Source organism: Azoarcus sp. CIB, from assembly GCF_001190925.1.
GTDB lineage: Bacteria > Pseudomonadota > Gammaproteobacteria > Burkholderiales > Rhodocyclaceae > Aromatoleum.
On sequence record NZ_CP011072.1, the window covers coordinates 1,307,053 to 1,330,284 of the forward strand.

General features: G+C 67.2%; 23 protein-coding genes. 16 read left to right on the forward strand and 7 right to left on the reverse strand.

Translation table 11 applies throughout. The annotated features are described in order from the left end of the window. Nucleotides 1-20: 20 nt before the first annotated feature. The 3 genes from AzCIB_RS05750 to AzCIB_RS05760 are packed head-to-tail and all read right to left on the reverse strand — an operon-like array spanning nucleotide 21 to nucleotide 1,392. The gene (locus AzCIB_RS05750; RefSeq protein ID WP_050415011.1) at nucleotides 21-533 is read right to left on the reverse strand and encodes a hypothetical protein; all 513 of its coding nucleotides are present in this window, start codon (nucleotides 531-533) and stop codon (nucleotides 21-23) included. Then, complete coding sequence (locus AzCIB_RS05755; RefSeq protein ID WP_050415012.1) at nucleotides 530-1,222, reverse strand: methyltransferase family protein; 693 nt, start codon at nucleotides 1,220-1,222, stop codon at nucleotides 530-532. Before AzCIB_RS05755 ends, AzCIB_RS05750 begins: the two co-directional genes overlap by 4 nt. Next, the gene (locus tag AzCIB_RS05760) at nucleotides 1,219-1,392 is read right to left on the reverse strand and encodes a DUF2933 domain-containing protein (RefSeq protein ID WP_502685646.1); all 174 of its coding nucleotides are present in this window, start codon (nucleotides 1,390-1,392) and stop codon (nucleotides 1,219-1,221) included. Before AzCIB_RS05760 ends, AzCIB_RS05755 begins: the two co-directional genes overlap by 4 nt. Nucleotides 1,393-1,799: 407 nt before the next feature. Here AzCIB_RS05760 and AzCIB_RS24620 point away from each other — a divergent pair, with 407 nt between their 5' ends. Then, a complete protein-coding gene (locus AzCIB_RS24620) occupies nucleotides 1,800-2,195 on the forward strand; it encodes a CopK family periplasmic copper-binding protein (RefSeq protein WP_050415013.1) in 396 nt (131 codons plus the stop codon). A 126-nt stretch (nucleotides 2,196-2,321) separates the two neighbouring features. Here the strand turns inward: AzCIB_RS24620 and AzCIB_RS05770 are convergent, their stop codons facing one another. After that, nucleotides 2,322-2,600, reverse strand: a complete 279-nt coding sequence (locus AzCIB_RS05770; protein WP_050415014.1) for a hypothetical protein — start codon at nucleotides 2,598-2,600, stop codon at nucleotides 2,322-2,324. 297 nt (nucleotides 2,601-2,897) lie between these two features. Between AzCIB_RS05770 and AzCIB_RS05775 the strand changes: the two genes are divergently transcribed. The 3 genes from AzCIB_RS05775 (at nucleotide 2,898) to AzCIB_RS05780 (ending at nucleotide 5,003) form a co-directional block, all read left to right on the forward strand. Then, complete coding sequence (locus tag AzCIB_RS05775; protein WP_050415015.1) at nucleotides 2,898-3,752, forward strand: EAL domain-containing protein; 855 nt, start codon at nucleotides 2,898-2,900, stop codon at nucleotides 3,750-3,752. Next, nucleotides 3,749-3,871: a hypothetical protein gene (locus AzCIB_RS24840; protein WP_286130911.1), complete on the forward strand. Its 123-nt coding sequence runs from the start codon at nucleotides 3,749-3,751 to the stop codon at nucleotides 3,869-3,871. Before AzCIB_RS05775 ends, AzCIB_RS24840 begins: the two co-directional genes overlap by 4 nt. 82 nt (nucleotides 3,872-3,953) lie before the next feature. Continuing rightward, entirely contained in the window at nucleotides 3,954-5,003 is a 1,050-nt protein-coding gene (locus AzCIB_RS05780) for a patatin-like phospholipase family protein (protein WP_050415016.1), read from the forward strand. A gap of 47 nt (nucleotides 5,004-5,050) precedes the next feature. On the opposite strand, the gene AzCIB_RS05785 is transcribed toward AzCIB_RS05780, so the two are convergent. Next, complete coding sequence (locus AzCIB_RS05785; RefSeq protein ID WP_050415017.1) at nucleotides 5,051-6,418, reverse strand: MFS transporter; 1,368 nt, start codon at nucleotides 6,416-6,418, stop codon at nucleotides 5,051-5,053. Between the two features lie 61 nt (nucleotides 6,419-6,479). Beyond that, complete coding sequence (locus AzCIB_RS05790; RefSeq protein ID WP_050415018.1) at nucleotides 6,480-7,724, reverse strand: M20 aminoacylase family protein; 1,245 nt, start codon at nucleotides 7,722-7,724, stop codon at nucleotides 6,480-6,482. 81 nt (nucleotides 7,725-7,805) lie between these two features. Between AzCIB_RS05790 and AzCIB_RS05795 the strand changes: the two genes are divergently transcribed. Next, a complete protein-coding gene (locus AzCIB_RS05795; protein ID WP_050415019.1) occupies nucleotides 7,806-8,696 on the forward strand; it encodes a LysR substrate-binding domain-containing protein in 891 nt (296 codons plus the stop codon). Here the strand turns inward: AzCIB_RS05795 and AzCIB_RS05800 are convergent. After that, entirely contained in the window at nucleotides 8,670-9,581 is a 912-nt protein-coding gene (locus AzCIB_RS05800; RefSeq protein ID WP_050415020.1) for a LysR substrate-binding domain-containing protein, read from the reverse strand. The two genes, AzCIB_RS05795 and AzCIB_RS05800, sit on opposite strands and share 27 nt — an antisense overlap. Before the next feature lie 131 nt (nucleotides 9,582-9,712). Between AzCIB_RS05800 and gcvH the strand changes: the two genes are divergently transcribed. From gcvH to pabB, 11 genes are all read left to right on the forward strand, one after another. After that, nucleotides 9,713-10,081: a glycine cleavage system protein GcvH gene (gene gcvH, locus AzCIB_RS05805; RefSeq protein ID WP_050415021.1), complete on the forward strand. Its 369-nt coding sequence runs from the start codon at nucleotides 9,713-9,715 to the stop codon at nucleotides 10,079-10,081. Between the two features lie 29 nt (nucleotides 10,082-10,110). Further along, nucleotides 10,111-12,999, forward strand: coding sequence for an aminomethyl-transferring glycine dehydrogenase (gene gcvP, locus AzCIB_RS05810; RefSeq protein WP_050415022.1), 2,889 nt, complete (start codon nucleotides 10,111-10,113; stop codon nucleotides 12,997-12,999). A gap of 27 nt (nucleotides 13,000-13,026) precedes the next feature. After that, a complete protein-coding gene (locus AzCIB_RS05815) occupies nucleotides 13,027-13,557 on the forward strand; it encodes a glycine cleavage system transcriptional repressor (RefSeq protein ID WP_050415023.1) in 531 nt (176 codons plus the stop codon). A gap of 118 nt (nucleotides 13,558-13,675) precedes the next feature. After that, entirely contained in the window at nucleotides 13,676-15,079 is a 1,404-nt protein-coding gene (locus tag AzCIB_RS05820) for an alanine/glycine:cation symporter family protein (protein ID WP_050415024.1), read from the forward strand. A 35-nt stretch (nucleotides 15,080-15,114) separates the two neighbouring features. Continuing rightward, the gene (gene glyA, locus AzCIB_RS05825) at nucleotides 15,115-16,368 is read left to right on the forward strand and encodes a serine hydroxymethyltransferase (RefSeq protein ID WP_050415025.1); all 1,254 of its coding nucleotides are present in this window, start codon (nucleotides 15,115-15,117) and stop codon (nucleotides 16,366-16,368) included. Nucleotides 16,369-16,451: 83 nt separating this feature from the next. Then, nucleotides 16,452-17,879: an amino acid permease gene (locus AzCIB_RS05830; RefSeq protein WP_050415026.1), complete on the forward strand. Its 1,428-nt coding sequence runs from the start codon at nucleotides 16,452-16,454 to the stop codon at nucleotides 17,877-17,879. Between the two features lie 6 nt (nucleotides 17,880-17,885). After that, complete coding sequence (locus AzCIB_RS05835) at nucleotides 17,886-19,265, forward strand: L-serine ammonia-lyase (protein ID WP_050415027.1); 1,380 nt, start codon at nucleotides 17,886-17,888, stop codon at nucleotides 19,263-19,265. 30 nt (nucleotides 19,266-19,295) lie between these two features. Next, nucleotides 19,296-20,426 carry a glycine cleavage system aminomethyltransferase GcvT gene (gene gcvT, locus AzCIB_RS05840; protein ID WP_050415028.1) on the forward strand — a complete coding sequence of 377 codons (1,131 nt, stop codon included), beginning with the start codon at nucleotides 19,296-19,298 and terminating at the stop codon, nucleotides 20,424-20,426. Between the two features lie 51 nt (nucleotides 20,427-20,477). Then, complete coding sequence (lipA, locus tag AzCIB_RS05845) at nucleotides 20,478-21,446, forward strand: lipoyl synthase (RefSeq protein WP_050415029.1); 969 nt, start codon at nucleotides 20,478-20,480, stop codon at nucleotides 21,444-21,446. A 5-nt stretch (nucleotides 21,447-21,451) separates the two neighbouring features. Beyond that, the gene (locus AzCIB_RS05850) at nucleotides 21,452-21,922 is read left to right on the forward strand and encodes a dihydroneopterin aldolase (protein ID WP_198149617.1); all 471 of its coding nucleotides are present in this window, start codon (nucleotides 21,452-21,454) and stop codon (nucleotides 21,920-21,922) included. Between the two features lie 5 nt (nucleotides 21,923-21,927). Then, a complete protein-coding gene (gene pabB / locus AzCIB_RS05855) occupies nucleotides 21,928-23,046 on the forward strand; it encodes an aminodeoxychorismate synthase component I (protein WP_050415031.1) in 1,119 nt (372 codons plus the stop codon). Nucleotides 23,047-23,232: the final 186 nt, after the last annotated feature.

Consider the following 23,232-nt stretch of genomic DNA (forward strand, 5'->3'; position numbering starts at 1 on the left):
GCATACGTTCACGCAAGCGCTCACTTCGCGGGGCGCTTGCCCGCCGGGCCGGCCATGCGCTCCATCATCATCTGCATCATGTCCATGCGCCGTTCCATCTGGTGCATGCGCTGTGTCATGGCATCAGGCGAGGCGCCGGAAGGATCCGCCTCCATCATTCCACCCATCATGCCCATGCCGCCCATCATCCCCTTGCCGCCCATCATGCCTCCCTTTCCGCCCATCATGTGGCAGCCCATCGGAGCGGCATCGCCCGCGGCCATCTGCTGACCCATCATCATGTTCTCGCGCATGGTCTGCATATGCTGCATGAGCAGCTTCTGGCGTTCTTCAGGTGTTTTCGCCGCGGCCAGCGCGTCGAGCTGGGACTGCATCGTGGCCGTGTTGTCGCGCATGCGCTGGATCGTCTTTTCGGGTGCGGGGGCAGGAGCCGTCGCGGCGGCCGCCTGTTCCGGGTGGTGGGCATCCTCGGCCCAGGCCGGCGACAGGGTAGCGAGCGACAGTGCGAGTGCGGTGGTCAACAGCAGTTTCATGATCCTTCTCCTGATGAATGCTCGCCGTGGCCGTCGGCGATCGGGTGGGGGCGGGGTTTCGTCCGATGCGGGAAGAAGGCCGGAGTCAGGCCCGCGTAACGCAGCCAGTCGGCACCGAAGGTCGCCGCGGCCTCGCGCTCTTCGCGACGGGCGAGACGCACGTAGGCGACGACGAGGACGGGGAACATCGCAAGCGTGATCAGCGTCGGCCATTGCAGCAGGAAGCCCGCGAGGATCACGACGAAGGCCGCGTACTGCGGGTGGCGCAGGCGTGCGTACGGGCCGGTGGTGGCCAGCGTGCCGGCCGCCTGCGCGGCGTAGAGCACCTTCCATGCTGCGGCGAGCAGCCAGAAACCGCCACCGATCAGGATGCCGGACAGGATGTGGAAGGGGCCGAAATGCGGATTGGCGCGCCAGCCGAACATCACTTCGAGCAGATGGCCGGCGTCGTGGGAAAGGAAGTCGACGCCGGGGAAGCGTGCCGCGAGCCAGCCCGACAGCAGGTAGATCGTCAGCGGGAAGCCGTACATCTCGGCGAACAGCGCGACGATGAATGCGGAGAACATGCCCAGCGTGCGCCAGTCGCGCGACGAACGCGGCTTGAAGAAACTGGCGGCGAAGAGGATGAACACAGCCGAGTTGATCGCGACGAGCGACCACAGGCCATAGGCGGGGCTCGATTCGGTCATCGGGTGCCTCCGTCGCCTGGCGTGCCGTGGTGATCGCCGTGGCCGCCACGGCCGTGGTGCATGAACAGGTGCATCAGCGGACAGGCGAGCAGGAACAGCCAGGGCAGAATGCCCAGCAGGTGGATCCGGTGTTCGAAGGCGAGCAGGGTGGCGGCGATTGCCAGGAACATGCCGAATACCCAGCGGACGCGCTTCGTCCGAGGTGCGTCCCTCACGGGGGCGGGCACGGGAGAGTGCTGCGAGTGCATGGCATCCATCCGCTGTTCCGATGAATCCATCATAGACCGCGGAGATCGACTTCACCCTGACGCGATGATTACATTCCTGTCAGCATCGAAACAGAGGCCATATTCCGGGTAGTTCACAGCACTTTCAGGCATCCGGATCGCGGTCGACGTGCGCGGATGCGGAAACCGGGCGCTCGTGAATCGCGTTCGCCGATGATTTCCTGAAAATGACGTTGAGCTGAACAAAGCGTAATGTCGCGGTCATCGTCCTGTCGGGGGGGCTTTCCTAGCATTCGATCATGGTTGCTCGCATGTGAGCGCCTGACCCAGTCACAGCCAGGAGAGTCATCATGAAAGGCACATCGATCCGCATCGTCATCGCATCAACGCTGCTTGCCGGCACCTTTGCAGCATCGGCACATACGGACTATTCCGAGGCCGGCTCGGCCCATTGGCTCGATGACGTCAGTGCGGCGCCCGCCACGCCGGCGAGGCCCGCATTGCGCGAAACCGTCCGTGACGGCTACGGCGCAAACACGGTGGAGAAATCCTACGATCTCAAGGACGGTTCGACGCTGCACGTCTTCCGGGACGGCAAGATGGCCATGGAGGACCGGTTCGGTCGGGCGTTCTCGATGGATCAGGGACACCCGATGGAGGCCTTGGACGGCACCAAGATCTCGATGCAGGGGAACGAGGTCTGGCGCCTCGACAGCCTGCTGCATTCCAACCACCGCGGGCGCTGAACGGCGCGCGGGGAGAGCGGCCGCGGTTGCGGCCGCTTGTTTGCACACAAGGGAACGGCGGGCAGATCGTTTGCGATTTGCCCGCCGTGGCTGGTTGGACGAAAAATGCGCTGTCGCAGCCGTCGTCTACTTGAAGTCGCGCTGGTGATTGTGGCGCGTGGCGGCGGGCTTTACAGGCGTCGATTTCGCAGCTGCCGATCCGGCCGCAACGGTCTGTTCTGCGCGCACGCCGATCTTTTCGCCCATGTGACTGTGCCGCGGCGCGGTTGCCGCGTCTGTCGCGGTGGGCGCTTGTGCTGTGCTGCGGGCCTGCTCGACGGCCGGCGCCTGGGACGCTGCGCTGGCGCTGAAGGACAGCCCGAGCACTGCGGCGATTGCGGCGACGGAAGGAATGGTGGTTCTCATGATGAACTCCGGCACTTTCCGGCGAATGCCCTTCCGGCGCGGATGCTCCGGAATCCTTCGCTCGTGTTCGAAAGTTTGCGCCGCGACGACTGTCCGATCGATGACGGCGGTATTACGTGTTTGTAAGCGACGCTGCACTTCACCACGGCCGCAGCGGCCGGCTCTGCGCGCATAAGCTCAGCAGAATTTCATCGTTCGCGTCCGTGACATGCCCTCGTAAAGTCGGGGTGCGACGATGTGCCGGCTTTCCGTGCGCGATGCGTCGCGATTCGCCCAAGACCACCGATGGAGCCCGTCATGACCAGTCCGACTTCGCGGATCGCCGATCGCGTTCGCGACTTCCTCTTTCGCCTGCCGCTCGAACGTCAGGCCGGCCGGCAGCTGCGCCGCCTTGCGGACGGCGGCGTCGTGGGGGACTGGTTCGGCTGCGAGCTGTCGAGCGTGTTCCAGCCCATCGTGGATCCGTCGTCCGGTCAGGTCGTCGGGCACGAGGCCTTCCTGCGTTGCCTGGGGGGCGGTCGGCGCGACCTGTCGCCGTGGGTGCTGTTCTCGGCCAATGCCGACGACGACCGCCTGATCGCGCTCGACCGGCTCGCGCGCACCGTCCATGCGCTGAACTTCATCGCGTCGGTGGGTGATGACGGCCTGCTGTTCCTGAACGTGCATGGCCGTCTGCTGGCGGCCGTCGCGGGCGACCATGGAGCGGCGTTCCGCAAGGTGGTCGACGCGCTTGGATTTCCGCCGGAACGCATCGTCATCGAGGCCCCGGTCGTCGCGAGCCGGCAGGCGGACCTGCTCAGCTTCGTGCTGCGGAATTATCGCCACAACGGCTTCCGCGTTGCCGTGAACGTCGAGTCCGCGGCGCAATGGCATGCTTTGTCGGGGATCGTGCCGGCGGACTTCATCAAGATCGGTACGGCGGCTTTGCAGGCCGAGGGTGATGCCCGCAAGGCGCTCGATGCGCTGCAGGCGCGCGCGGGATCGGCGCGGGTGATCGTGACGCGGGTCGAGGGCAGGGCATCGTCCGATCTGCCGCAGGGCGTGCTTGCCCAGGGCTTTGCCTATGGCGCACCCTTCGGCCGGCCGGCGGTGCGTTCGCCGCTGCGCTTTGCGGTGCGACGCGAGGCGGGACAGGCTCCGGTGTCCGGTTGAGCGGCGGCTTCGACCTTGCGTCGGGGCTCATCGCACTGTTCCGCTTCAAGGCGAACGTCATCCACGTGATCGCCGTGTGCGCGGCGGTCGGATTTGCGCTGCGGATGTCCATGGCCTGACCATCTGAAACACTCCCGTTGCCGTTCTTGCTGTATGGTGCAGTGCAGCAAGAGTGTTTCTGTGCATGGAAGGGAGTGGAACATGCTGCGCAAACGATGGTGGTCAGGCAAGCGTGGTGAGCTGCCCGCAATCAGCCTCGCGCTGCAGGGGGGCGGGGCGCACGGCGCCTACACATGGGGCGTGCTGGACCGGCTGCTGGAGGAGGGCTGGAGGCTCGACGGCATCAGCGGGACCAGTGCGGGTGCGATGAACGCGGTGGCGCTGGCGCAGGGATGGACGCGCGGCGGGGGCGAGGGCGCGCGCGCGAGCCTGTCCGATTTCTGGGAGGCGGTGGCGGCGAGCGCGCCGCTGGAACTCGACCTGTTGCACAGCATGAACCCCAACGGCAACGGCGCACTGCCCAATCCGCTTGGCATGATGCTGGGGATGACGCGGCTGCTGTCGCCCTACCAGTTCAATCCGCTCGAGCTGAACCCGCTGCGCGAGGTGGTGCGTGCGCAGTTCGATTTCGGGTTCCTGCGTCGCGAGTGCCGCCTGCGTCTGTTCATCGCCGCGACACGGGTGCAGACAGGCAAGGTGCGCCTGTTCCGCACCGCCGAACTGACCGAGGACATGCTGCTGGCGTCGGCCTGCCTGCCGACGATGCACCATGCCGTCGAGATCGACGGCGAGGCCTACTGGGACGGCGGTTTCAGCGCCAACCCGGCGGTCTACCCGCTGATGTACGAATGCGAGACGCCGGACATCCTGCTCGTGCTCCTGAACCCGCTGCGCATTGCCGCGGCACCGCGCAGCGCCGGCGAGATTGCCGACCGCACGGTGGAGCTCGGCTTCTCGGCGACCTTCTTGCGCGAGATGCGCATGATCGCGCACGCCCGTGCCTATCTGGAGGCGGGCAGCGGCTGGGTGCCGCACGGGCGCCTCGAGCGCAAGCTGCTGGGCCTGCGCTTTCACATGATCGAGGCGCAGGAGCTTGCCGAGAGCGGCAGCGGTAGCAAGCTCAACGCGGCGCGCGCCTTCCTGCACGAGCTGCGCGACCTCGGGCGTGCCCGCGCCGCGCGCTGGATCCGCACCAAGCGCCAGCACGTCGGCAGCCAGGCGACGGTGAATCTGGGCGAGGTGTTCACCTGAATGAAAAAGGCCGCCCCGGACGAGGGGGCGGCCGGTTCGCGCCGGCTTCAGGCGCGATTGAACGCGGTGCGCGGGAGGATCGCGGCGTCCCTGCCGGTCTGCCCGCCCTGCGAGTCGGCCGTTTCCTCGTCGACCGCCGCGAGGTGAGCGACGTGGGTGCGGTCGGTGAGGAAGAGGGCGGCGACCAAGCCCAGCGCAGCGGCGAACATCACGTAGAACACCGGGGCGATGGTGATGCCGGTGGTGTGGATCAGCCAGGTCACGATGAACTGCGCGAAGCCACCGAACATCATCACCGCGACGTTGTAGGCGAGCGCGAGGCCGGTCGAGCGCACGCCGGCCGGGAACTGCTCGGCCATCACCGCCGAGATCGGGCCGAAGAAGACCGCGAGCAGGATGCACAGCACGATCTGCATCGTGACGAGCCGTTCGAACGAGGGGGCAGCATGGACCCACGAGAGCAGCGGGTAGGACGCGATGAGCAGGCCGGCGGCGGCGAGGATGACGAGGATCTTGCGGCCGACGCGGTCGGACAGCGCACCGAACACCGGCATCAGGGCGGTCATCAGCGCGACCGCGATGACCTGGGCGGTGAAGGCATCCGACAGCACCATGCCGAGCTGCTTGGTCGCGAAGGTCGGCATGTAGACCAGGATCACGTAGAAGCCGACCGTGCCGCACACCGTGACGCCCATGACCGCGAAGACTTCGCGCAGGTGGTTCTTGAGCATGCGGGCGATCGACTGTTTTTCCGCCGGCGCCTTGTGGGCTTCCAGAAAGGCCTCGGTTTCTTCCAGGTGGCGGCGGATCCACAGGCCGACCGGGCCGATCAGCAGGCCGATCATGAACGGGATGCGCCAGCCCCAGGCGTCGAGCGCCTCGGGCGAGAGGTTGCGTGTGACCAGCGCCGTGACGCCGGCGCCGGCAAACACCGCCAAGCCCTGGCCGAACATCTGCCATGAGCCGTAAAGGCCCCGCTTGTTGGGCGGGGCGCTCTCGATCAGGAAAGAGGTCGCACTGGCAAACTCGCCGCCGGTGGCGAAGCCCTGCAGCAGGCGCGCGAGCACGATCAGCAGCGGCGCGGCGACGCCGATCGCGGCGTAGGGCGGGGCGAAGGCGATCAGCGCGATCGATACCGTCATCATGGCGATGATGAGCTGCAGCGCGGCCTTGCGGCCCTTGCGGTCGGCGTAGATGCCGAGCAGGACGCCGCCGACCGGGCGCATGAAGAAGCCCACGCCGAAGGTCGCAGTGGCCATCAGCAGCGAGCTGTACTCGCTGTCGGCGGGGAAGAACAGGCGTGAGATCACGACGGCGAGGAAGCCGAAGACGATGAAGTCGTACCATTCCAGCGCGTTGCCGATGACGGCTGCGACGATCTGGCGCGCGCGCGGCGCTGCGGTGTTGCTGCTCATGATGCGTGTCTCCTCTTGGTGAGTCTGTTTTGTCGTTTTGGGTTGCGGTGCCGCCTGGCGCTCAGCCGCTGAAGAATCGGTTCGCCAGGGCCACCCAGAAGGCGGCGCCCGGCGCGAGGCAGGCGTCGTTGAAGTCGTAATGCGGGTTATGCACGCTGCACGGCCCGAGGTGTTCGCCGCCGGCGAAGCCGTTGTCGCCGTTGCCGATCAGCAGGTAGCAGCCGGGCACCTGCTGCAGCATGAAGGCGAAGTCTTCGCTGCCGGACAGGGGCGGGGCGTTGCCGTCGACCTTGTCGTCGCCGATCAGCTCGCGCGCGACCTCCGTCGCGAAGCGCACCTGCTCGGCGCTGTTGATCAGCACCGGGTAGCCGCGCTCGTAGCGGATGTCGCAGCCGACGCCGTGGGCGGCAGCCTGTCCGCGGACCAGTTCGCAGATGCGCTGTTCCAGGCGGTCGCGCACTTCGGGACGCAGCGCGCGCACGCTCAGTTCCAGTTCGGCGGTTTCGGGGATCACGTTGTAGGCCTTGCCGGCCGACATGCGGCCGACGCTGACCACCGCCATGTCGACCGGATCGACGTTGCGCCCGACGATCGTCTGCAGACCCAGCACGGTTGCCGCAGCCGGCAGCGTCGGGTCGATGGCGAGATGCGGCAGCGCGCCGTGACCGCCCTTGCCGTCGAAGCGGATCAGCACCTTGTCCGACGAGGCCATGAAGGGGCCGGGGCGGAAGCGGAAGTGACCGGTCGGCACGCCGGGGAAGTTGTGCAGCGCGAAGATCGCATCGCAGGGGAAGCGCTCGAACAGGCCTTCTTCGAGCATGCGCTTGGCGCCGCCGCCGCCGCCCAGTTCCTCGGCGGGCTGGAAAATCAGGTTCAGCGTGCCGCTGCCGGGCAGGCGGCCTTCGCGCTGCAGGTGCCCGAACACCTGCGCGGCGCCGAGCAGGATCGCGGTGTGGCCGTCGTGGCCGCAGGCGTGCATCCGGCCGGGATTGCGGCTTGCCCACGGCAGGCCGGTCTCCTCGTGGATCGGCAACGCGTCCATGTCGGCGCGCAGCCCCAGGCGCGGGCCGCCCGTGTTTCCACCTTGTTCCCCGCTGTTGCCCCCGCTTTTGCCCCAGCTGAGGGTCCCGACGACGCCGGTCGTGGCGATGCCGGTATGTACCTCGAAGCCCGATTGGTGGAGCTGGTCGGCGACCAGGCGGCTGGTTTCGAACTCGTCGAAGCCGAGTTCGGGGTGCTGGTGGATGGCACGCCGCCAAGTCTTCATCGCGGCTTCGTCGGGGAGGATGCGATCAATTGTGTTCATGGATTGATAATAGGATTTGCTACCGATCGCGGAAGGCGGTACTTTTTCCGGGGTGACAACCATAGGTAATCACTTGCCGCGATGAAGGACCATCAGCTGAAGGCGCTCGTGCAGGTTGCCGATGCCGGTTCGATCCGGGCGGCGGCGCGGGCGATGCATCTCAGCCAGAGCGCGCTGACGAAGGCGCTGCGCGAACTGGAGGAGGACGTGGGTGCGGAGCTGCTGACGCGCAGCTACAAGGGCGTGGTGTTCACGCCCGCCGGCCACGCCCTGCTGGTGCGTGCGCGGCTGGCGCTGGCGACGCTGGAGAAGGCGCGCGAGGAGGTCCGGCTGTTGCGCGGCGGGGCGGGCGCGCGAATCGCCGTCGCGCTGACGCCGCTGGTCGCCGCGACGGTGCTGCCGCGCGTGCTGGCCGAATTCCGCCGCATCCAGCCCGATGCCGCACTGAGTCTGGAAGAGGGGCTGCTGACGAACGTGGTGCCCGGCATCACCGAAGGGCGCCTGGATTTCGCGGTGGCGCTGGCCAATGCGCAGGATCTTCCCTATGAGGTGGATTTCGAGCCGCTCGCGCAGATCCCGGCCTCGCCCGCGGGCCGCATCGGCCATCCGCTCGCCGCGGTGCGCACCTGGGCGGAACTGCGCGGCGCGAGCTGGGTGCTGAACCTGACCGGGGCGAGCCAGGGCAGCCACCTCGTGAACTGGCTGGTGGCCAACGGCATCGACGTGCCGGCCAACACCGTGCGTTGCGCGTCGCCCACGCTGATGCTGGAGCTCATGCGGCGAACCGACCACATCGGTTTCGGCCCGACGGTGCTGATACGTGATCCCATCTTCGGCGCCGGGCTGCAGGAGTTCGCCGTCGAGCCGCTGCCACCGCCGATGTCGCTCGGCATCCTGAGCCTGCGCGGCGTGCCCCTGAGCGTCGCGGCGCGGCCGCTGGCGGCGCTATTCGCCCGCCATCTGCGCGCCTGACGATGCCGATCCGCTACCGCGCGCGCCGTCGGACGTGGCGAAGCTGCTCGTGATGTAGTCCGCGAGGCAGCGCACCGCCTCGGTCGCGCTTTCCGGCCGCTCGTACAGCCGCACGTCGAGTTCGCCCATCACGGGGAAGCCGTCGCGCTCGCCCAGCGCCCGCACCCCTTCGGGCACGGTGCTGCCGGCGAGCAGGGTCACCCCCAGGCCGGCACGCACGGCGGCGATGATGCCGCTGTAGCTGGAGCTCATGTAGGCGATGCGCCAGGGGCGCTGCTGGCGGCCGAGCGTCTGCAGCACGCGGTTGCGGTAGATGCACGGCGGCGGCGCGACCACCAGCGACAGCGGTCGCTGCGTGTGGCGCTCATGGTCGAGGCTGGTGATCCACACCAGCTGCTCGGTGAGCACCTTGGCGCCGCCGCGCTCTTCGGGGTCGTCGTGCAGGGCGATCACGAGGTCGAATTCGCCTTTCTCCTGCCGCGCGAGCAGGTTCTTGCTCAGGTCGCAGGTCACTTCGAGCATCACGCCCGGATGCGACTGCGCGAACTTGCCGAGGATCACCGGCAGCAGCGACGCCGTGTATTCATGCGGCGCACCCAGGCGCACGCTGCCGGCGACCTTGGGCCGGCGCAGGCTGCTCACCGCCTCGTCGTTCAGCGCCAGCATCCGCCGCGCGTAACCGGCCAGCGTCGCCCCTTCCTCGGTGAGCTTCACGCGGTGCGTGCCGCGCACGAACAACGGTGCGTCCAGCATCTCTTCCAGGCGCCTGATCTGCAGGCTCACGGCGGACTGCGTGCGTCCGACGATCTCGCCCGCGCGGGTGAAGCTGCCCGTCTCCACGGCCTTCAGGAAGGTGCGCAGCAGTTCGGTGGGGATGTTTTGCATTGTGCACCGTTCATTTGTGCGATTAATGATTTCATTTCAACTATCAAATTCACTCATGTCAACCGGTTGATAACATTCGTGCCGTCACTGAAGCAGACCCTTGCATCAACCCACACGAACCTGGAGACCTCATGAGCACGATCAAATTCACCGAAGACCACGAGTGGCTGCGCGTCGAGGGCGACGTCGTCACGGTCGGCATCACCGACTACGCGCAGAACGCGCTGGGCGACATCGTCTTCGTGCAGCTGCCGGACGTCGGCGCGAGCTTTGCGGCCGGCGACGAAGCCGCGGTCATCGAATCGGTGAAAGCCGCCGGCGAACTGAAGATGCCGCTGGCCGGCACCGTCGTCGAAGTCAACGGCGCACTGGCCGACGCGCCCGCGACGGTCAATGAAGACCCGATGGGCGAGGGCTGGTTCATCCGCGTCCGCCTCGACGATCCGTCCGCGCTGTCCGGGCTGCTCGACCAGGCTGCCTACGACAAGCTGACTGCCTGATCGATCATCTTCCGGAAACTGCCCAAGCCATGAACATGAACGACACCCGCTTCCCCGCGACGCTCGCGCAACTCGAGCAGCGCGATGATTTCGTCGGCCGCCATGTCGGCCCGGATGTGACCGAAACGCAGGCGATGCTTGCCGCGCTAGGTCTCGATTCGCTCGACCAGCTCATCGACAAGGTGATCCCGGCTTCGATCCTGTCGCCCTCGCCCCTCTCCCTCCCGGAGGGCCGGACCGAAGCCGACGCGCTCGCGCTGCTGCGCGGGATCGCGGGGAAGAACCGGGTGTTCCGTTCCTTCATCGGTGCGGGCTATTACGACACCTACACCCCGGGTGTCGTGCTGCGCAACGTCCTCGAGAACCCGGCCTGGTACACCGCCTACACGCCGTATCAGCCGGAGATCTCGCAGGGTCGCCTGGAAGCGCTGCTCAACTTCCAGACCATGATCACCGACCTGACCGGCATGGAGATCGCCAACGCCTCGCTGCTCGACGAAGCGACCGCGGCGGCCGAAGCGATGACCTTCTGCCAGCGCCTGTCGAAGAATCCGGCCAAGGCCTTCTTCGTGTCCAGCGACTGCCACCCGCAGACCATCGAGGTCGTGCGCACCCGCGCCGAGCCGCTGGGTTTCGAGGTGATCGTCGGCAACCCCGCGACCGACCTCGATCAGCATGAATTCTTCGGCGTGCTGCTGCAGTATCCCGCCAGCACCGGCGAGGTCGTCGACTACGCCGGCATCGTCGCCGCCGCCCACGCCAAGAAGGCGCTGGTCGTCGTCGCGGCCGACCTGCTCGCGCTGACGCTGCTGAAGTCGCCGGGCGAGCTCGGCGCCGACGTCGCGATCGGCACGACGCAGCGCTTCGGCGTTCCGCTGGGCTACGGCGGCCCGCACGCCGCGTACTTCGCAACGCTCGACGCGCACAAGCGCGTGATGCCGGGCCGCGTCGTCGGCGTGTCGATCGACAGCCACGGCAAGAAGGCCTACCGCCTCGCGATGCAGACGCGCGAACAGCACATCCGCCGCGAGAAGGCCACGTCCAACATCTGCACGGCGCAGGTCCTGCTGGCGGTGATGGCGGGCCTGTACGCCTGCTACCACGGCCCGAAGGGGCTGACGACCATCGCCCGCCGCGTGCATCGCCTGACCGCGACGCTGGCCGCCGGCCTGCGCCGCGTCGGCGCCGAAGTGGTGACGAACGCGTTCTTCGACACCATCGCCGTGCGCGTCGCCGACGCCGCGGCCGTGCATGCCGCCGCGCGCGGCCGTGAAATGAACCTGCGCGAGATCGACGCGACCACAGTCGGCATCTCGCTCGACGAGACCACGACCCGCGCCGACGTCGAGGCGCTGTGGGCGGTGTTCGCCAACGGTTCCGAAGTGCGAGTTGAGCCACCTGAGTTCGCCGACGTCGAGAACCTCGCGCCCGAGGCCCTGCCGGCCGGCCAGCTGCGTACCTCGGCCTTCCTGATGCATCCGGTGTTCAGCAAGTACCAGTCCGAAACCAAGATGCTGCGCTATCTGCGCGCGCTGGCGGACAAGGACCTGGCGCTCGACCGCACGATGATCCCGCTGGGCTCGTGCACGATGAAGCTGAACGCCACCACCGAGATGATCCCCATCACCTGGCGCGAGTTCGGCGGCCTGCATCCCTTCGCCCCGGCCGACCAGGCCCAGGGCTACGCCCAGCTCACCGCCGAGCTGGAGCAGATGCTGTGCGCCTGCACCGGCTACGACGCCGTGTCGCTGCAGCCCAACGCCGGCTCGCAGGGCGAATACGCCGGCCTGCTGGCGATCCGTGCCTACCATGCGAGCCGCGGCGAAGCCCACCGCGACGTGTGCCTGATCCCGAGCTCCGCACACGGCACCAACCCCGCGACGGCCAACATGGCCGGCATGCGCGTGGTGGTGGTCGCCTGCGACGAGAATGGCAACGTCGACGTCGCCGACCTGAAGGCCAAGGCCGAGCAGCACGCCGACAAGCTCGCCGCGATCATGATCACCTACCCCTCGACGCACGGCGTGTTCGAGACCGCGGTGCGCGAGATCACCGAGATCGTGCATGCCAACGGCGGCCAGGTGTACATCGACGGCGCCAACATGAACGCGATGGTCGGCCTGTGCGCGCCGGGCAAGTTCGGCGGCGACGTGTCGCACCTGAACCTGCACAAGACCTTCTGCATCCCGCACGGCGGCGGCGGACCGGGCGTGGGACCGATTGGCGTCAAGTCGCACCTCGCGCCCTTCCTCCCCGGCAACGCCACGGGCGGCCTCAAGGGCATCGGCGCCGTTGCCGCTGCGCCGTACGGCAGCGCCAGCATCCTGCCGATCACCTGGACCTACATTACGCTGATGGGCGCCGAAGGGCTGCGCAACGCGACAGTGATGGCGATCCTCAACGCCAACTACATCGCCAAGCGCCTCGATGCGCACTATCCGGTGCTGTATCGCGGCGAGAACGGCATGGTCGCGCACGAGTGCATCCTCGACCTGCGTCCCCTCAAGGACGCGACCGGCATCAGCGTCGATGACGTCGCCAAGCGCCTGATCGACTTCGGTTTCCACGCGCCGACGATGTCCTTCCCGGTGCCCGGCACGCTGATGATCGAGCCGACCGAGAGCGAGTCCAAGGAAGAGCTGGACCGCTTCTGCGACGCGATGATCGCGATCCGCCAGGAGATCGCCAAGGTCGGCAGCGGCGAGTTCGACGCCAAGGACAACCCGCTGGTCAACGCCCCGCACACCGCGGAAGCGATCGCCGGGGAATGGACGCACCCGTACAGCCGCGAACAGGCCGTGTATCCGCTCGCCAGCCTGCGCGCGAACAAGTACTGGTCGCCGGTCGGCCGGGTCGACAACGTGTATGGCGACCGCAATCTCGTGTGCGCCTGCCCGCCGATGTCGGACTATGAATAAAGCACACACACCAAAGGAGCCGAGGCCATGAACGCATCTCTCGTCATCACCCTGATCGGCACGGATCGTCCGGGCCTCGTCAATGCGCTGGCGGCGCGTGCCGCCGCGTGCGGCGCGAACTGGCTGGAAAGCAGCATGGCGCAGCTCGCCGGAAAGTTCGCGGGCATCGTGCGGCTGGAAATCGCCGAGGCCGATGCCGGCAAGCTCGAGGCGGCGCTGCGCGAGCTCGAATCCGAAGGCCTGCGCCTGACGATCGAGCGGGGCGCTGCGGCGCCGGCCGCGGGTCCGTCGCGCACGACGAAGCTCGCACTGGTCGGCCACGACCGTCCGGGCATCGTGCGCGAGATCTCGGCCGCGCTGGCACGCCACGGCGCCAGCATCAGCAAGCTCGAAACCGCGTGCGAGAACGCCTCGTTCAGCGGCGAGCCGCTGTTCCGCGCCAGCATCGAAGTGCAGGTGCCGGCGTCCGTCGAGCCGGCAGTCCTGAAGGCAGAGTTGGAAGCGCTGGCGAACGAACTGATGGTGGATCTCAACCTGGAGGGCGAGTCCGCCAACTGATGCAGTGCCGCCTGCCCGGAAGGGCAGGCGCATCCACCGGGGCCGGGCATCAAAAGGAGCGGGAAAACCGCCGCGTCAGGCCGCCGACCAAAACGAGAAACAGGACGGAGACACGCCCATGCAGTTGCTGAATGAGTTTTTCACGACCCTGAACGATATCGTCTGGGGTGTGCCCATGATCGTGCTGATCCTGGGTACAGGTCTGTATCTGCAGCTTCGCCTCGGCTTCATGCCGATCTTCAAGATTCCTCACGGCTTCCGCATGATCTGGCGGAGCCGCACGCCCGGCGCCAAGGCCGAAGGCGAAATCTCCCCGTTCGCCGCGCTGATGACCGCGCTGTCGGCAACCGTCGGCACCGGCAACATCGCCGGCGTCGCCTCGGCGATCGCGATCGGCGGCCCCGGCGCGCTGTTCTGGATGTGGATGACGGCGCTGGTCGGCATGGCCACCAAGTTTGGCGAAGTCGTGCTGGCGGTGAAATACCGCGAGGTCGACGACAAGGGCGAACACGCCGGCGGTCCGATGTACGCGATCAAGAACGGCCTCGGCAAGCACTGGCACTGGCTCGGAACCGCCTTCGCCATCTTTGGCGGCCTGGCGGGCTTCGGTATCGGCAACATGGTGCAGGCCAACGGCATCGCCAGCGCCGTGCATACGGCATTCGGCGTGGAAACCTGGGTCACCGGCGTGGTGCTGGTGGTGCTCACCGGCGCGGTCGTGCTGGGCGGCATCAAGCGCATCGGCGCGGTCGCCGAATGGCTGGTGCCCTTCATGTGCATCGGCTACATCGGCTGCGTTGCCGTGATCCTGTTCGTCTTCGCCGACCGCATCCCCGATGCCCTCGCGACCATCTTCACGCAGGCCTTCAACCCCACCGCAGCGACCGGCGGCTTCGTCGGCTCCACGGTGATGATGGCGATCCAGAAAGGCGTGGCGCGCGGCATCTTCTCAAACGAAGCGGGCCTCGGCACCGCGGGCATCGCGCAGGCCGCCGGCGCCACCAGCAACCCGGTGTTCTCGGGCCTGATCGGCATGATGGGCACCTTCATCGACACCATCATCGTGTGCACGATGACCGGTCTGGCGATCATGGTCAGCGGCGTGTGGGATTCGGGTGCGACCGGCGCGGTGCTGAGCTCGGCGGCCTTCGAGGCGGCGATGCCCGGCGTCGGCAAGTACCTGCTCGCGGTATCGCTCGCGATCTTCGCCTTCACCACCATCCTCGGCTGGGCCTACTACGGCGAGAAGTGCTGGGAGTTCCTGCTCGGCACGGTCAGCGAGAAGCCCTTCCGAATCCTGTGGACGGTGGCGGTGTATTTCGGCGCGGTGCTGAGCCTCGATTTCGCTTGGCTCGTGGCCGACACGCTCAACGCGCTGATGGCGATCCCCAACCTGATTTCCCTCCTGCTGCTTTCGCCGGTGATCGTGAAGCTGACCCGCGATTACTTCGCCGAACAGCGCGGCGAAATGCGGCAGGAAATCGAAAACCCGTCAGTGTCCGCGGCGCGGGCGACGCACTGACGTCCCAGTCCGACAACCCAATCCGGAGTACATAGATGTTCGACAAGCAAATGCAGATCGCCGGCTTCGACCCTGACCTGTGGGGCGCCATCGAATCCGAGCGCCACCGCCAGGAAGACCACATCGAGCTGATCGCGTCCGAGAACTATGCAAGCCCGCGCGTGATGCAGGCGCAAGGTACGGTGCTCACCAACAAGTACGCGGAAGGCTATCCGGGCAAGCGCTACTACGGCGGTTGCGAGCATGTCGACGTCGTCGAGCAGCTCGCCATCGACCGCGCCAAGGCGCTGTTCGGCGCGGATTGGGTGAACGTGCAGCCGCACTCCGGCTCGCAGGCTAACGCCGCGGTGTATTTCGCGCTGCTGCAGCCGGGCGACACCATCCTCGGCATGAGCCTCGCCCACGGCGGCCACCTGACGCACGGTGCGAAGGTGAATTTCTCCGGCAAGATCTTCAACGCGGTGCAGTACGGCGTCACCGACGACGGCGTGATCGACTATGACGCGCTCGAAGCGCTCGCCCTCGAGTGCAAGCCGAAGATGATCGTCGCCGGCTTCTCGGCCTACGCCCGCCACCTCGACTTCCCGCGCTTCCGCGCGATTGCCGACAAGGTTGGCGCGCTGCTCTTCGTCGACATGGCGCACGTCGCCGGCCTCGTTGCCGCGGGCCTGTACCCCAGCCCGGTGCCCTTCGCCGACATCGTCACCAGCACCACGCACAAGACCCTGCGCGGCCCGCGCGGCGGCATCATCCTCGGCCGCGCCAATGCCGACATCGAGAAGAAGATCGCCTCGATGGTCTTCCCCGGCACCCAGGGTGGCCCGCTGATGCACGTCATCGCGGCCAAGGCGGTGGCCTTCAAGGAGGCGCTCGATCCGTCCTTCAAGGAATACCAGAAGCAGGTGATCGCCAACGCCCGCGCGATGGCCGGCGTGTTCGTCGAGCGTGGATACCGGATCGTGTCGGGCGGCACCGACGACCACCTCTTCCTCGTCGACCTGATCGCCAAAGGCATCACCGGCAAGGCCGCCGACGCGGCGCTCGGCGCGGCCCACATCACGGTGAACAAGAACACCGTGCCGAACGATCCGCAGTCGCCTTTCGTCACGAGCGGCATCCGCATCGGCACGCCCGCTGCGACCACACGCGGCTTCGGCATCGCCGAGGTCACGGAGCTGGCCGGCTGGATCTGCGACATCCTCGACGACCTCGAGAACCCCGCGGTGATCGACGCCGTGCGCGCGAAGGTGTCCGCGCTGTGCGCCCGGTTCCCGGTCTACGGCAAATAAAAAAATAACGATACGTGCGGCGCCTGCGGGCGCCGCCTTCCAACGCCAGAGAGAGACCGTTGAACTAACCGAGGAAGGGAAGGATGACTCGCATCAGCGACATGCTCGACGAAGAGCAAAAACACGAAGGGAGGGACCTCGAACGAGGCCTCAAGGACCGGCACATCCAGCTCATCGCCATCGGCGGGGCGATCGGCGTGGGCTTGTTTCTGGGTTCCGCCAAGGCCATCAGCAAGGCCGGTCCGGCGCTGCTGCTGACCTATGCGCTGGCCGGCGTCGCAGTCTTCTTCATCATGCGGGCGCTCGGTGAACTGCTCATCCACCGCCCCGTCGCGGGTTCCTTCGCAACCTATGCCGAAGAATACGTCAGCCCCTGGGCGGGCTTCGTCACCGGCTGGACCTACTGGTTCACCTGGGTCGTCACCGGCATGGCGGAACTGACCGCCGTCGGCGTGTATTTCCATTACTGGTTCCCGGAAATTCCGCAGTGGATACCGGCTCTCGCGACCCTGGTCATCCTCTATGGCGCGAACCTGATCGCGGTGAAGGTGTTCGGCGAGATGGAATTCTGGTTCGCGATTATCAAGGTCGTGACGATCGTCGCGATGCTCGTGATCGGCCTCGTCATCATCATCTTCGGCGTGGGCGACCTCGGCAAGACCGCGAGCTTCTCCAATCTGTGGTCGCACGGCGGCTTCGCGCCGATGGGCATGGTGGGGGTCGTGCTGACCTTGCAGATAGCCTGCTTCGCGTACACCGGCGTGGAACTGATCGGCGTCACCGCGGGCGAGGCGCAGAACCCCGAGAAGGTGCTGCCGCACGCGACCAACAGCGTGACCTACCGCATCCTGATCTTCTACATCGGCTCGCTGATCGTGCTGATGTCGCTGGTGCCGTGGCATGAACTCAACCCGAACATGAGCCCGTTTGTGACCGTGTTCGAGAAGATCGGCATCCCGGCGGCGGCAGGCATCATCAACTTCGTGGTCATCACCGCGGCGGCCTCGTCGTGCAACAGCGGCATCTTCAGTACCGGCCGCATGCTCTACACCCTCGCGCAGTTCAAGCAGGCTCCGGCCGCGCTCGGCAAGGTCAGCAAGAGCCACGTTCCGGCCACCGCGATCACGCTGTCCGCCGTCTTCATGCTGGTCGGCGTCGCGCTGAACTACGTCGTGCCTGAGGAAGCCTTCGTCTATGTCACCAGCATCGCGACCGTGGGCGCCGTGTGGACCTGGGGCATCATCGTCTGGTCGCACCTGAAGTATCGCCAGGCCGTGAAGCAGGGTCTCGCCACGGCGGTGTTCTTCCGCATGCCGGGTGCGCCGTATGCCAACTGGTTCGTGCTCGCCTTCCTGGCGCTGGTGGTCGTGTTCCTTGCGATGGACGCCGGCACCCGCGTGGCGCTGTACGTCACTCCGGTCTGGTTCGCGCTGCTGACGGTGGGCTACCTGATCTCCAAATCGCGTGCCGCTCGTGCGAACGGCGTGCTCGCAACCGAAACTTCGAGGTAATCCCGCATGGCCATCAGCGTTTTCGACCTGTTCAAGATCGGCATCGGGCCGTCGTCGTCCCACACCGTGGGGCCGATGCGCGCGGCGCAGGTCTTTGCGAACGGGCTCAAGGAGTCCGGCCTGCTCGCCCGGGTCGGAAGCGTGAAGGCCGAACTGTTCGGTTCCCTCGGCGCGACCGGCAAGGGGCACGGTAGCGACAAGGCCGTGCTCCTCGGGCTGGAAGGCGAGGCGCCGGATCTCGTCGATACGGAGCAGGTCGACGGCAAGCTCGCCCGCATCCGCAGCGAGCAGCGCCTGCTCCTCGCCGGCGAACACCCGATCGTGTTCGTCGAGCGCGAACATCTCGTGATGCACCGGCGCCAGTCGCTGCCCTACCATCCGAACGGCATGCGCATCGCCGCCTTCGACGCGGCGGGCGAAACCCTCTGCAGCAAGGTGTATTACTCGGTCGGCGGCGGCTTCGTCGTCGATGAGAGCGCCGCCGGTGCCGACCGCATCGTCGCCGACACGACGCCGCTGGCGCATCGGTTCCGCAGCGGCGACGAACTGCTCGCGCAATGCCGCGAGAAGAATCTCTCGATCAGTCAGCTGATGCTGGAGAACGAGCGCGCATGGCGCACCGACGCGGAAACCCGTGCAGGCCTGCTGCGGATCTGGGACGTGATGCAGCGGTGCGTGCGCCGCGGCTGCGAGAAGGAAGGCATCATGCCCGGTGGCCTGAAGGTGAAGCGCCGCGCCGCAGAGATGTACCGCACGCTCTCCAGCGCCCACGAGGCCAGCCTGCGCGACCCGCTGACGACGCTGGATTGGGTGAATCTGTATGCGCTCGCCGTCAATGAAGAAAACGCCACCGGCGGCCGCGTCGTCACGGCCCCGACCAACGGCGCCGCCGGCATCGTGCCCGCCGTGATGCACTACTACAGCCGCTTCATCCCGGGCGCGAACGAGGAGGGGGTGATCCGCTTCCTGCTCACCGCCGCGGCGATCGGCATCCTCTATAAAGAAAACGCTTCGATCTCCGGCGCCGAGGTCGGCTGTCAGGGCGAGGTCGGCGTTGCATGCTCGATGGCGGCCGGGGCACTCGCCGAAGTGCTGGGCGGAACGCCCGAGCAGGTGGAGAATGCCGCCGAGATCGGAATGGAGCACAACCTGGGCCTGACCTGCGACCCCGTCGGCGGGCTGGTCCAGGTGCCCTGCATCGAGCGCAACGCGATGGGCTCGATCAAGGCGATCAACGCCGCACGCATGGCGCTGCGTGGCGACGGCAAGCATTTCGTCTCGCTCGACAAGGTCATCAAGACCATGCGCGAGACCGGCGCCGACATGAAGTTGAAGTACAAGGAAACCGCCCGCGGCGGCCTCGCCGTGAACGTCATCGAATGTTGATGACCCCTGACACCCAGTAAAGGAAGCATGATGAGCGACAATCACTCCGACGCACCGCTGCTGCGCACCCCGCTGTACGACCTGCACGTGTCCCTCGGCGCCAAGATGGTGCCCTTCGCCGGCTACGAGATGCCGGTGCAGTATCCGACGGGGATCATCAAGGAACACACCCACACCCGCACGCAGGCCGGCCTGTTCGACGTGTCGCACATGGGCCAGGTCTTCCTCGTCGGCCCCGAGGCGGCTGCGGCGCTGGAAACCCTGGTGCCGGTCGACATCATCGACCTGCCGCAGGGCATGCAGCGTTACGCGCTGTTCACCAACGAGACCGGCGGCGTCATGGACGACCTGATGGTGGCGAACTTCGGCGACCGCCTGTTCGTGGTGGTGAACGCCGCGTGCAAGGCGCAGGACATCGCCCACATGCAGAAGCACCTGTCCGGCCGCTGCAAGGTTGAAGTACTGGAAGACCGCGCGCTGCTCGCGCTGCAGGGTCCGGCTGCTGCCACCGTGCTCGCCCGCCTCGCGCCCGAGACCGCCAAAATGGTGTTCATGAACAGCATCACCGTGAACCTCGTCGGCGTGCCGTGCTACGTCAGCCGCTCGGGCTACACCGGCGAAGATGGTTACGAGATCTCGGTGCCCGCCGACAAGGCCGACGCCCTGGCGCGCGAACTACTGAGCCACCCCGAAGTCGCCCCGATCGGCCTCGGCGCGCGCGACTCGCTGCGCCTCGAAGCCGGCCTGTGCCTGTACGGCCACGACCTCGACGTGGATACCTCGCCGGTCGAAAGCAGCCTGCTGTGGGCGCTGTCCAAGCCCCGCCGTGCCGACGGCGCGCGCGCGGGCGGCTACCCCGGCGCCGACGTGATCCTCGGCCACATCGCCAACGGCGTGTCGCGCAAGCGCGTCGGCCTGCGTCCGAACGCCCGCGTGCCGGTGCGTGAAGGCGCCGAGATCGTCGACGCGGACGGCCGCAAGGTCGGCGTGGTGACCAGCGGCGGCTTCGGCCCGACGCTGGAGGCGCCCGTCGCGATGGGCTACGTCGAAACCGCGCTCGCCAAGGTCGGCACCCAGCTCTCCGCAATGGTTCGCGGCAAGCCGGTCCCGGTCGAAGTCGCCAGCACCCCCTTCGTGCCGCAGCGCTACTACCGCGGCTGATGCAGCACCGGGTGGTCCGGCATGTGCCGGGCCACCCGCCGGAGTCCTCCCATGCAGAACGCAAGCACCCCCACCCCCCAGACCGGCGTCAAGCTGCGCGGCGCAGAGAAGACCGCGCGCATCCCGGTCAAGATCATCCCGATCACGCCGGCGCAACAGCTGCGCAAGCCGGAATGGATCCGCGCCGCCTTCCGCGGCACGAAGAGCGTGCGCCAGCTCACCGGCACGCTGCGCGAAAACCGCCTGCACACCGTGTGCGAGGAAGCCAACTGCCCGAACCTGGGAGAGTGCTTCAACCACGGCACGGCGACCTTCATGATCATGGGAGCGATCTGCACACGGCGCTGCCCGTTCTGCGACGTGGGCCATGGCCGCCCGCTGCCGCTGGATCCGGAGGAACCGAAGAACCTTGCGCAGACCGTCAGCGGGATGCGCCTGAAATACGTCGTGATCACCTCGGTGGACCGCGACGACCTGCGCGATGGCGGCGCCCAGCACTTTGCCGACTGCATCCGCGAGACGCGCGCCGCCAACCCCGGCATCACCGTCGAAGTCCTGACCCCGGACTTCCGCGGCCGGGTCGACCTCGCGCTGGACGTGCTGACGGCCGTGCCGCCCGACGTCTTCAACCACAACATCGAGACGGTGCCGCGCCTGTACCGCGAAGTGCGCCCTGGCGCGGACTACGAACACTCGCTTGATCTGCTCGCGCGTTTCAAGGAGCGCCATCCGAACGTCGCGACCAAATCCGGCCTGATGCTGGGCGTGGGCGAGACGCGCGAGGAAATCGAGGCGACTCTGGCCGACCTGCGCGCCCACAACGTCGACATGGTCACGATCGGCCAGTACCTGCAGCCCAGCCTGCACCACCTGCCGGTGCGCCGCTACGTCACGCCGGCCGAATTCGACGAGCTGCGGGTCGTCGGCGAGAAGATGGGCTTCCGCCACGTCGCCTCCGGCCCGATGGTGCGGTCGTCCTACCACGCCGACCTGCAGGCGCACGGCGTGATCGGAGGCTGATGGCGATGAATGCGATCTGGAGCGTGAAAATCGAACGCCTAGAAACCCGTCTCGCGGTGGGTATCTACGAGGACGAGTACGAACCGCAGCCGGTGTGGGTGTCGGTCACCCTGACCGGCCTCGCGCCGGCCGTGCCGGACGGGCTCGACGACTGCCTCGACTATGAACCGCTGTGCCGCTGGCTCGCGACCGAATGGCCGCGCACGCCGCACACCCCGCTGCTGGAAACGCGCGTCAACGAGATCTTCGATTACGCCTTCGGCCTCGACTCGCGCGTGCAGGAAGTGTCGGTCGGCCTGTACAAGCAGCGCGTCAGCCGCTACGCGACCGCGATCGGCATCGAACGCAGCGCGAACCGCGGCGAACACGCGCGCGCAAGCGAGCAACGGCGGCGGAAGCAACCGATGGATGTTCCTGCGGCGGCATCGAACCATGCCGACGCCCGACCGCTGGTCGCCGTGGGCGGGCTGCGCTGAACGTCATGGTGAAGCTGCGCTTCGACTTCCCGGCGGATGCCATCGGCGCCACGCCTGTGCACTTCTCCGCCCCGCGCGAGCAGCTCGTTGCGCGCGAGCCGCAGGACGTGCGCGCGGTGCTCGCGCGGGCCGATGCACTGGCACGCGCCGGGGCGTGGGTGGCCGGCTTCGTCTGCTATGAGGCGGGTGCCGCCTTCGACCCGGCCTTCCGCTTCCGCCAGCGCCCGGCGTTGCCGTTGGCGTGGTTCGGCGTGTTCGACGAGCCCGTCGGCACGGACGAGCCCACGCCTGCCGCGGTGCGCTGCGACGGCTGGCAACCCGGCGTCGAGCGCGACCGCTACGACGCGGACATCGGCCGCATCCTCGACCACATCCGCGCCGGCGACGTGTACCAGATCAACCACACGATCCGCCTGCACGGCCGCTTCGACGGCGACCATCGCGCGCTCTACGAACACCTGCGCGCGGGCCAGCCGACCGGCTACTGTGCGCTGCTTGACCTGGGTCGCCACCGCATCCTGTCGCTGTCGCCCGAGCTCTTCTTCCGCCGCGACGGCGAGCGGTTGATCGCGAAGCCGATGAAGGGCACGCTCGCGCGCGGCAGCAACCCCGAGCAGGATGCGCAGCACGCCGAGGCGCTGGCGGCGTCGGAGAAGAACCGCGCCGAGAATCTCATGATCGTGGATCTCATCCGCAACGACATGTCGCGGGTCGCGCGCCCGCACAGCGTCAGCGTGCCGCATCTGTTTTCCGTCGAGACTTATCCGACCGTGTTCCAGATGACCTCGACCGTGTCGGCCGAGCTGCGGCCGGATGCGGGCCTCGCGGACATCTTCGCCGCGCTCTTTCCCTGCGGCTCGATCACCGGCGCGCCCAAGATCAAGGCGATGGAGATCATCGCCGGCCTCGAAGCCGAGCCGCGCGGCATCTACTGCGGCGCGATCGGCGTGCTCAAACCCGGCGGCGACGCGATCTTCAACGTCGCGATCCGCACGCTGGCGCTCGACGGTCTCACCGGCCGGGCGGAATATGGCGTCGGCGGCGGCATCACGGCCGATTCGGTCGCGCACGACGAATACGAGGAGATGCGCGCCAAGGCCCGCATCCTGCAATGTGCCGCATGAGCAGGGCGTCGACAGGCGCGGTCGGACCGGCATTTCGCTGCGGGCAAAATACTGCAAGAACATGTCGCATACCGGACATCGCAGTGCAGGCACACAGCATTAAATTCCCGAGCGGCTGTTGCGACGGCAATGTCCGCATCAGGCAGACGTACCCGTCAATGACGGCATCCAGCAAGGCAGGCCAGC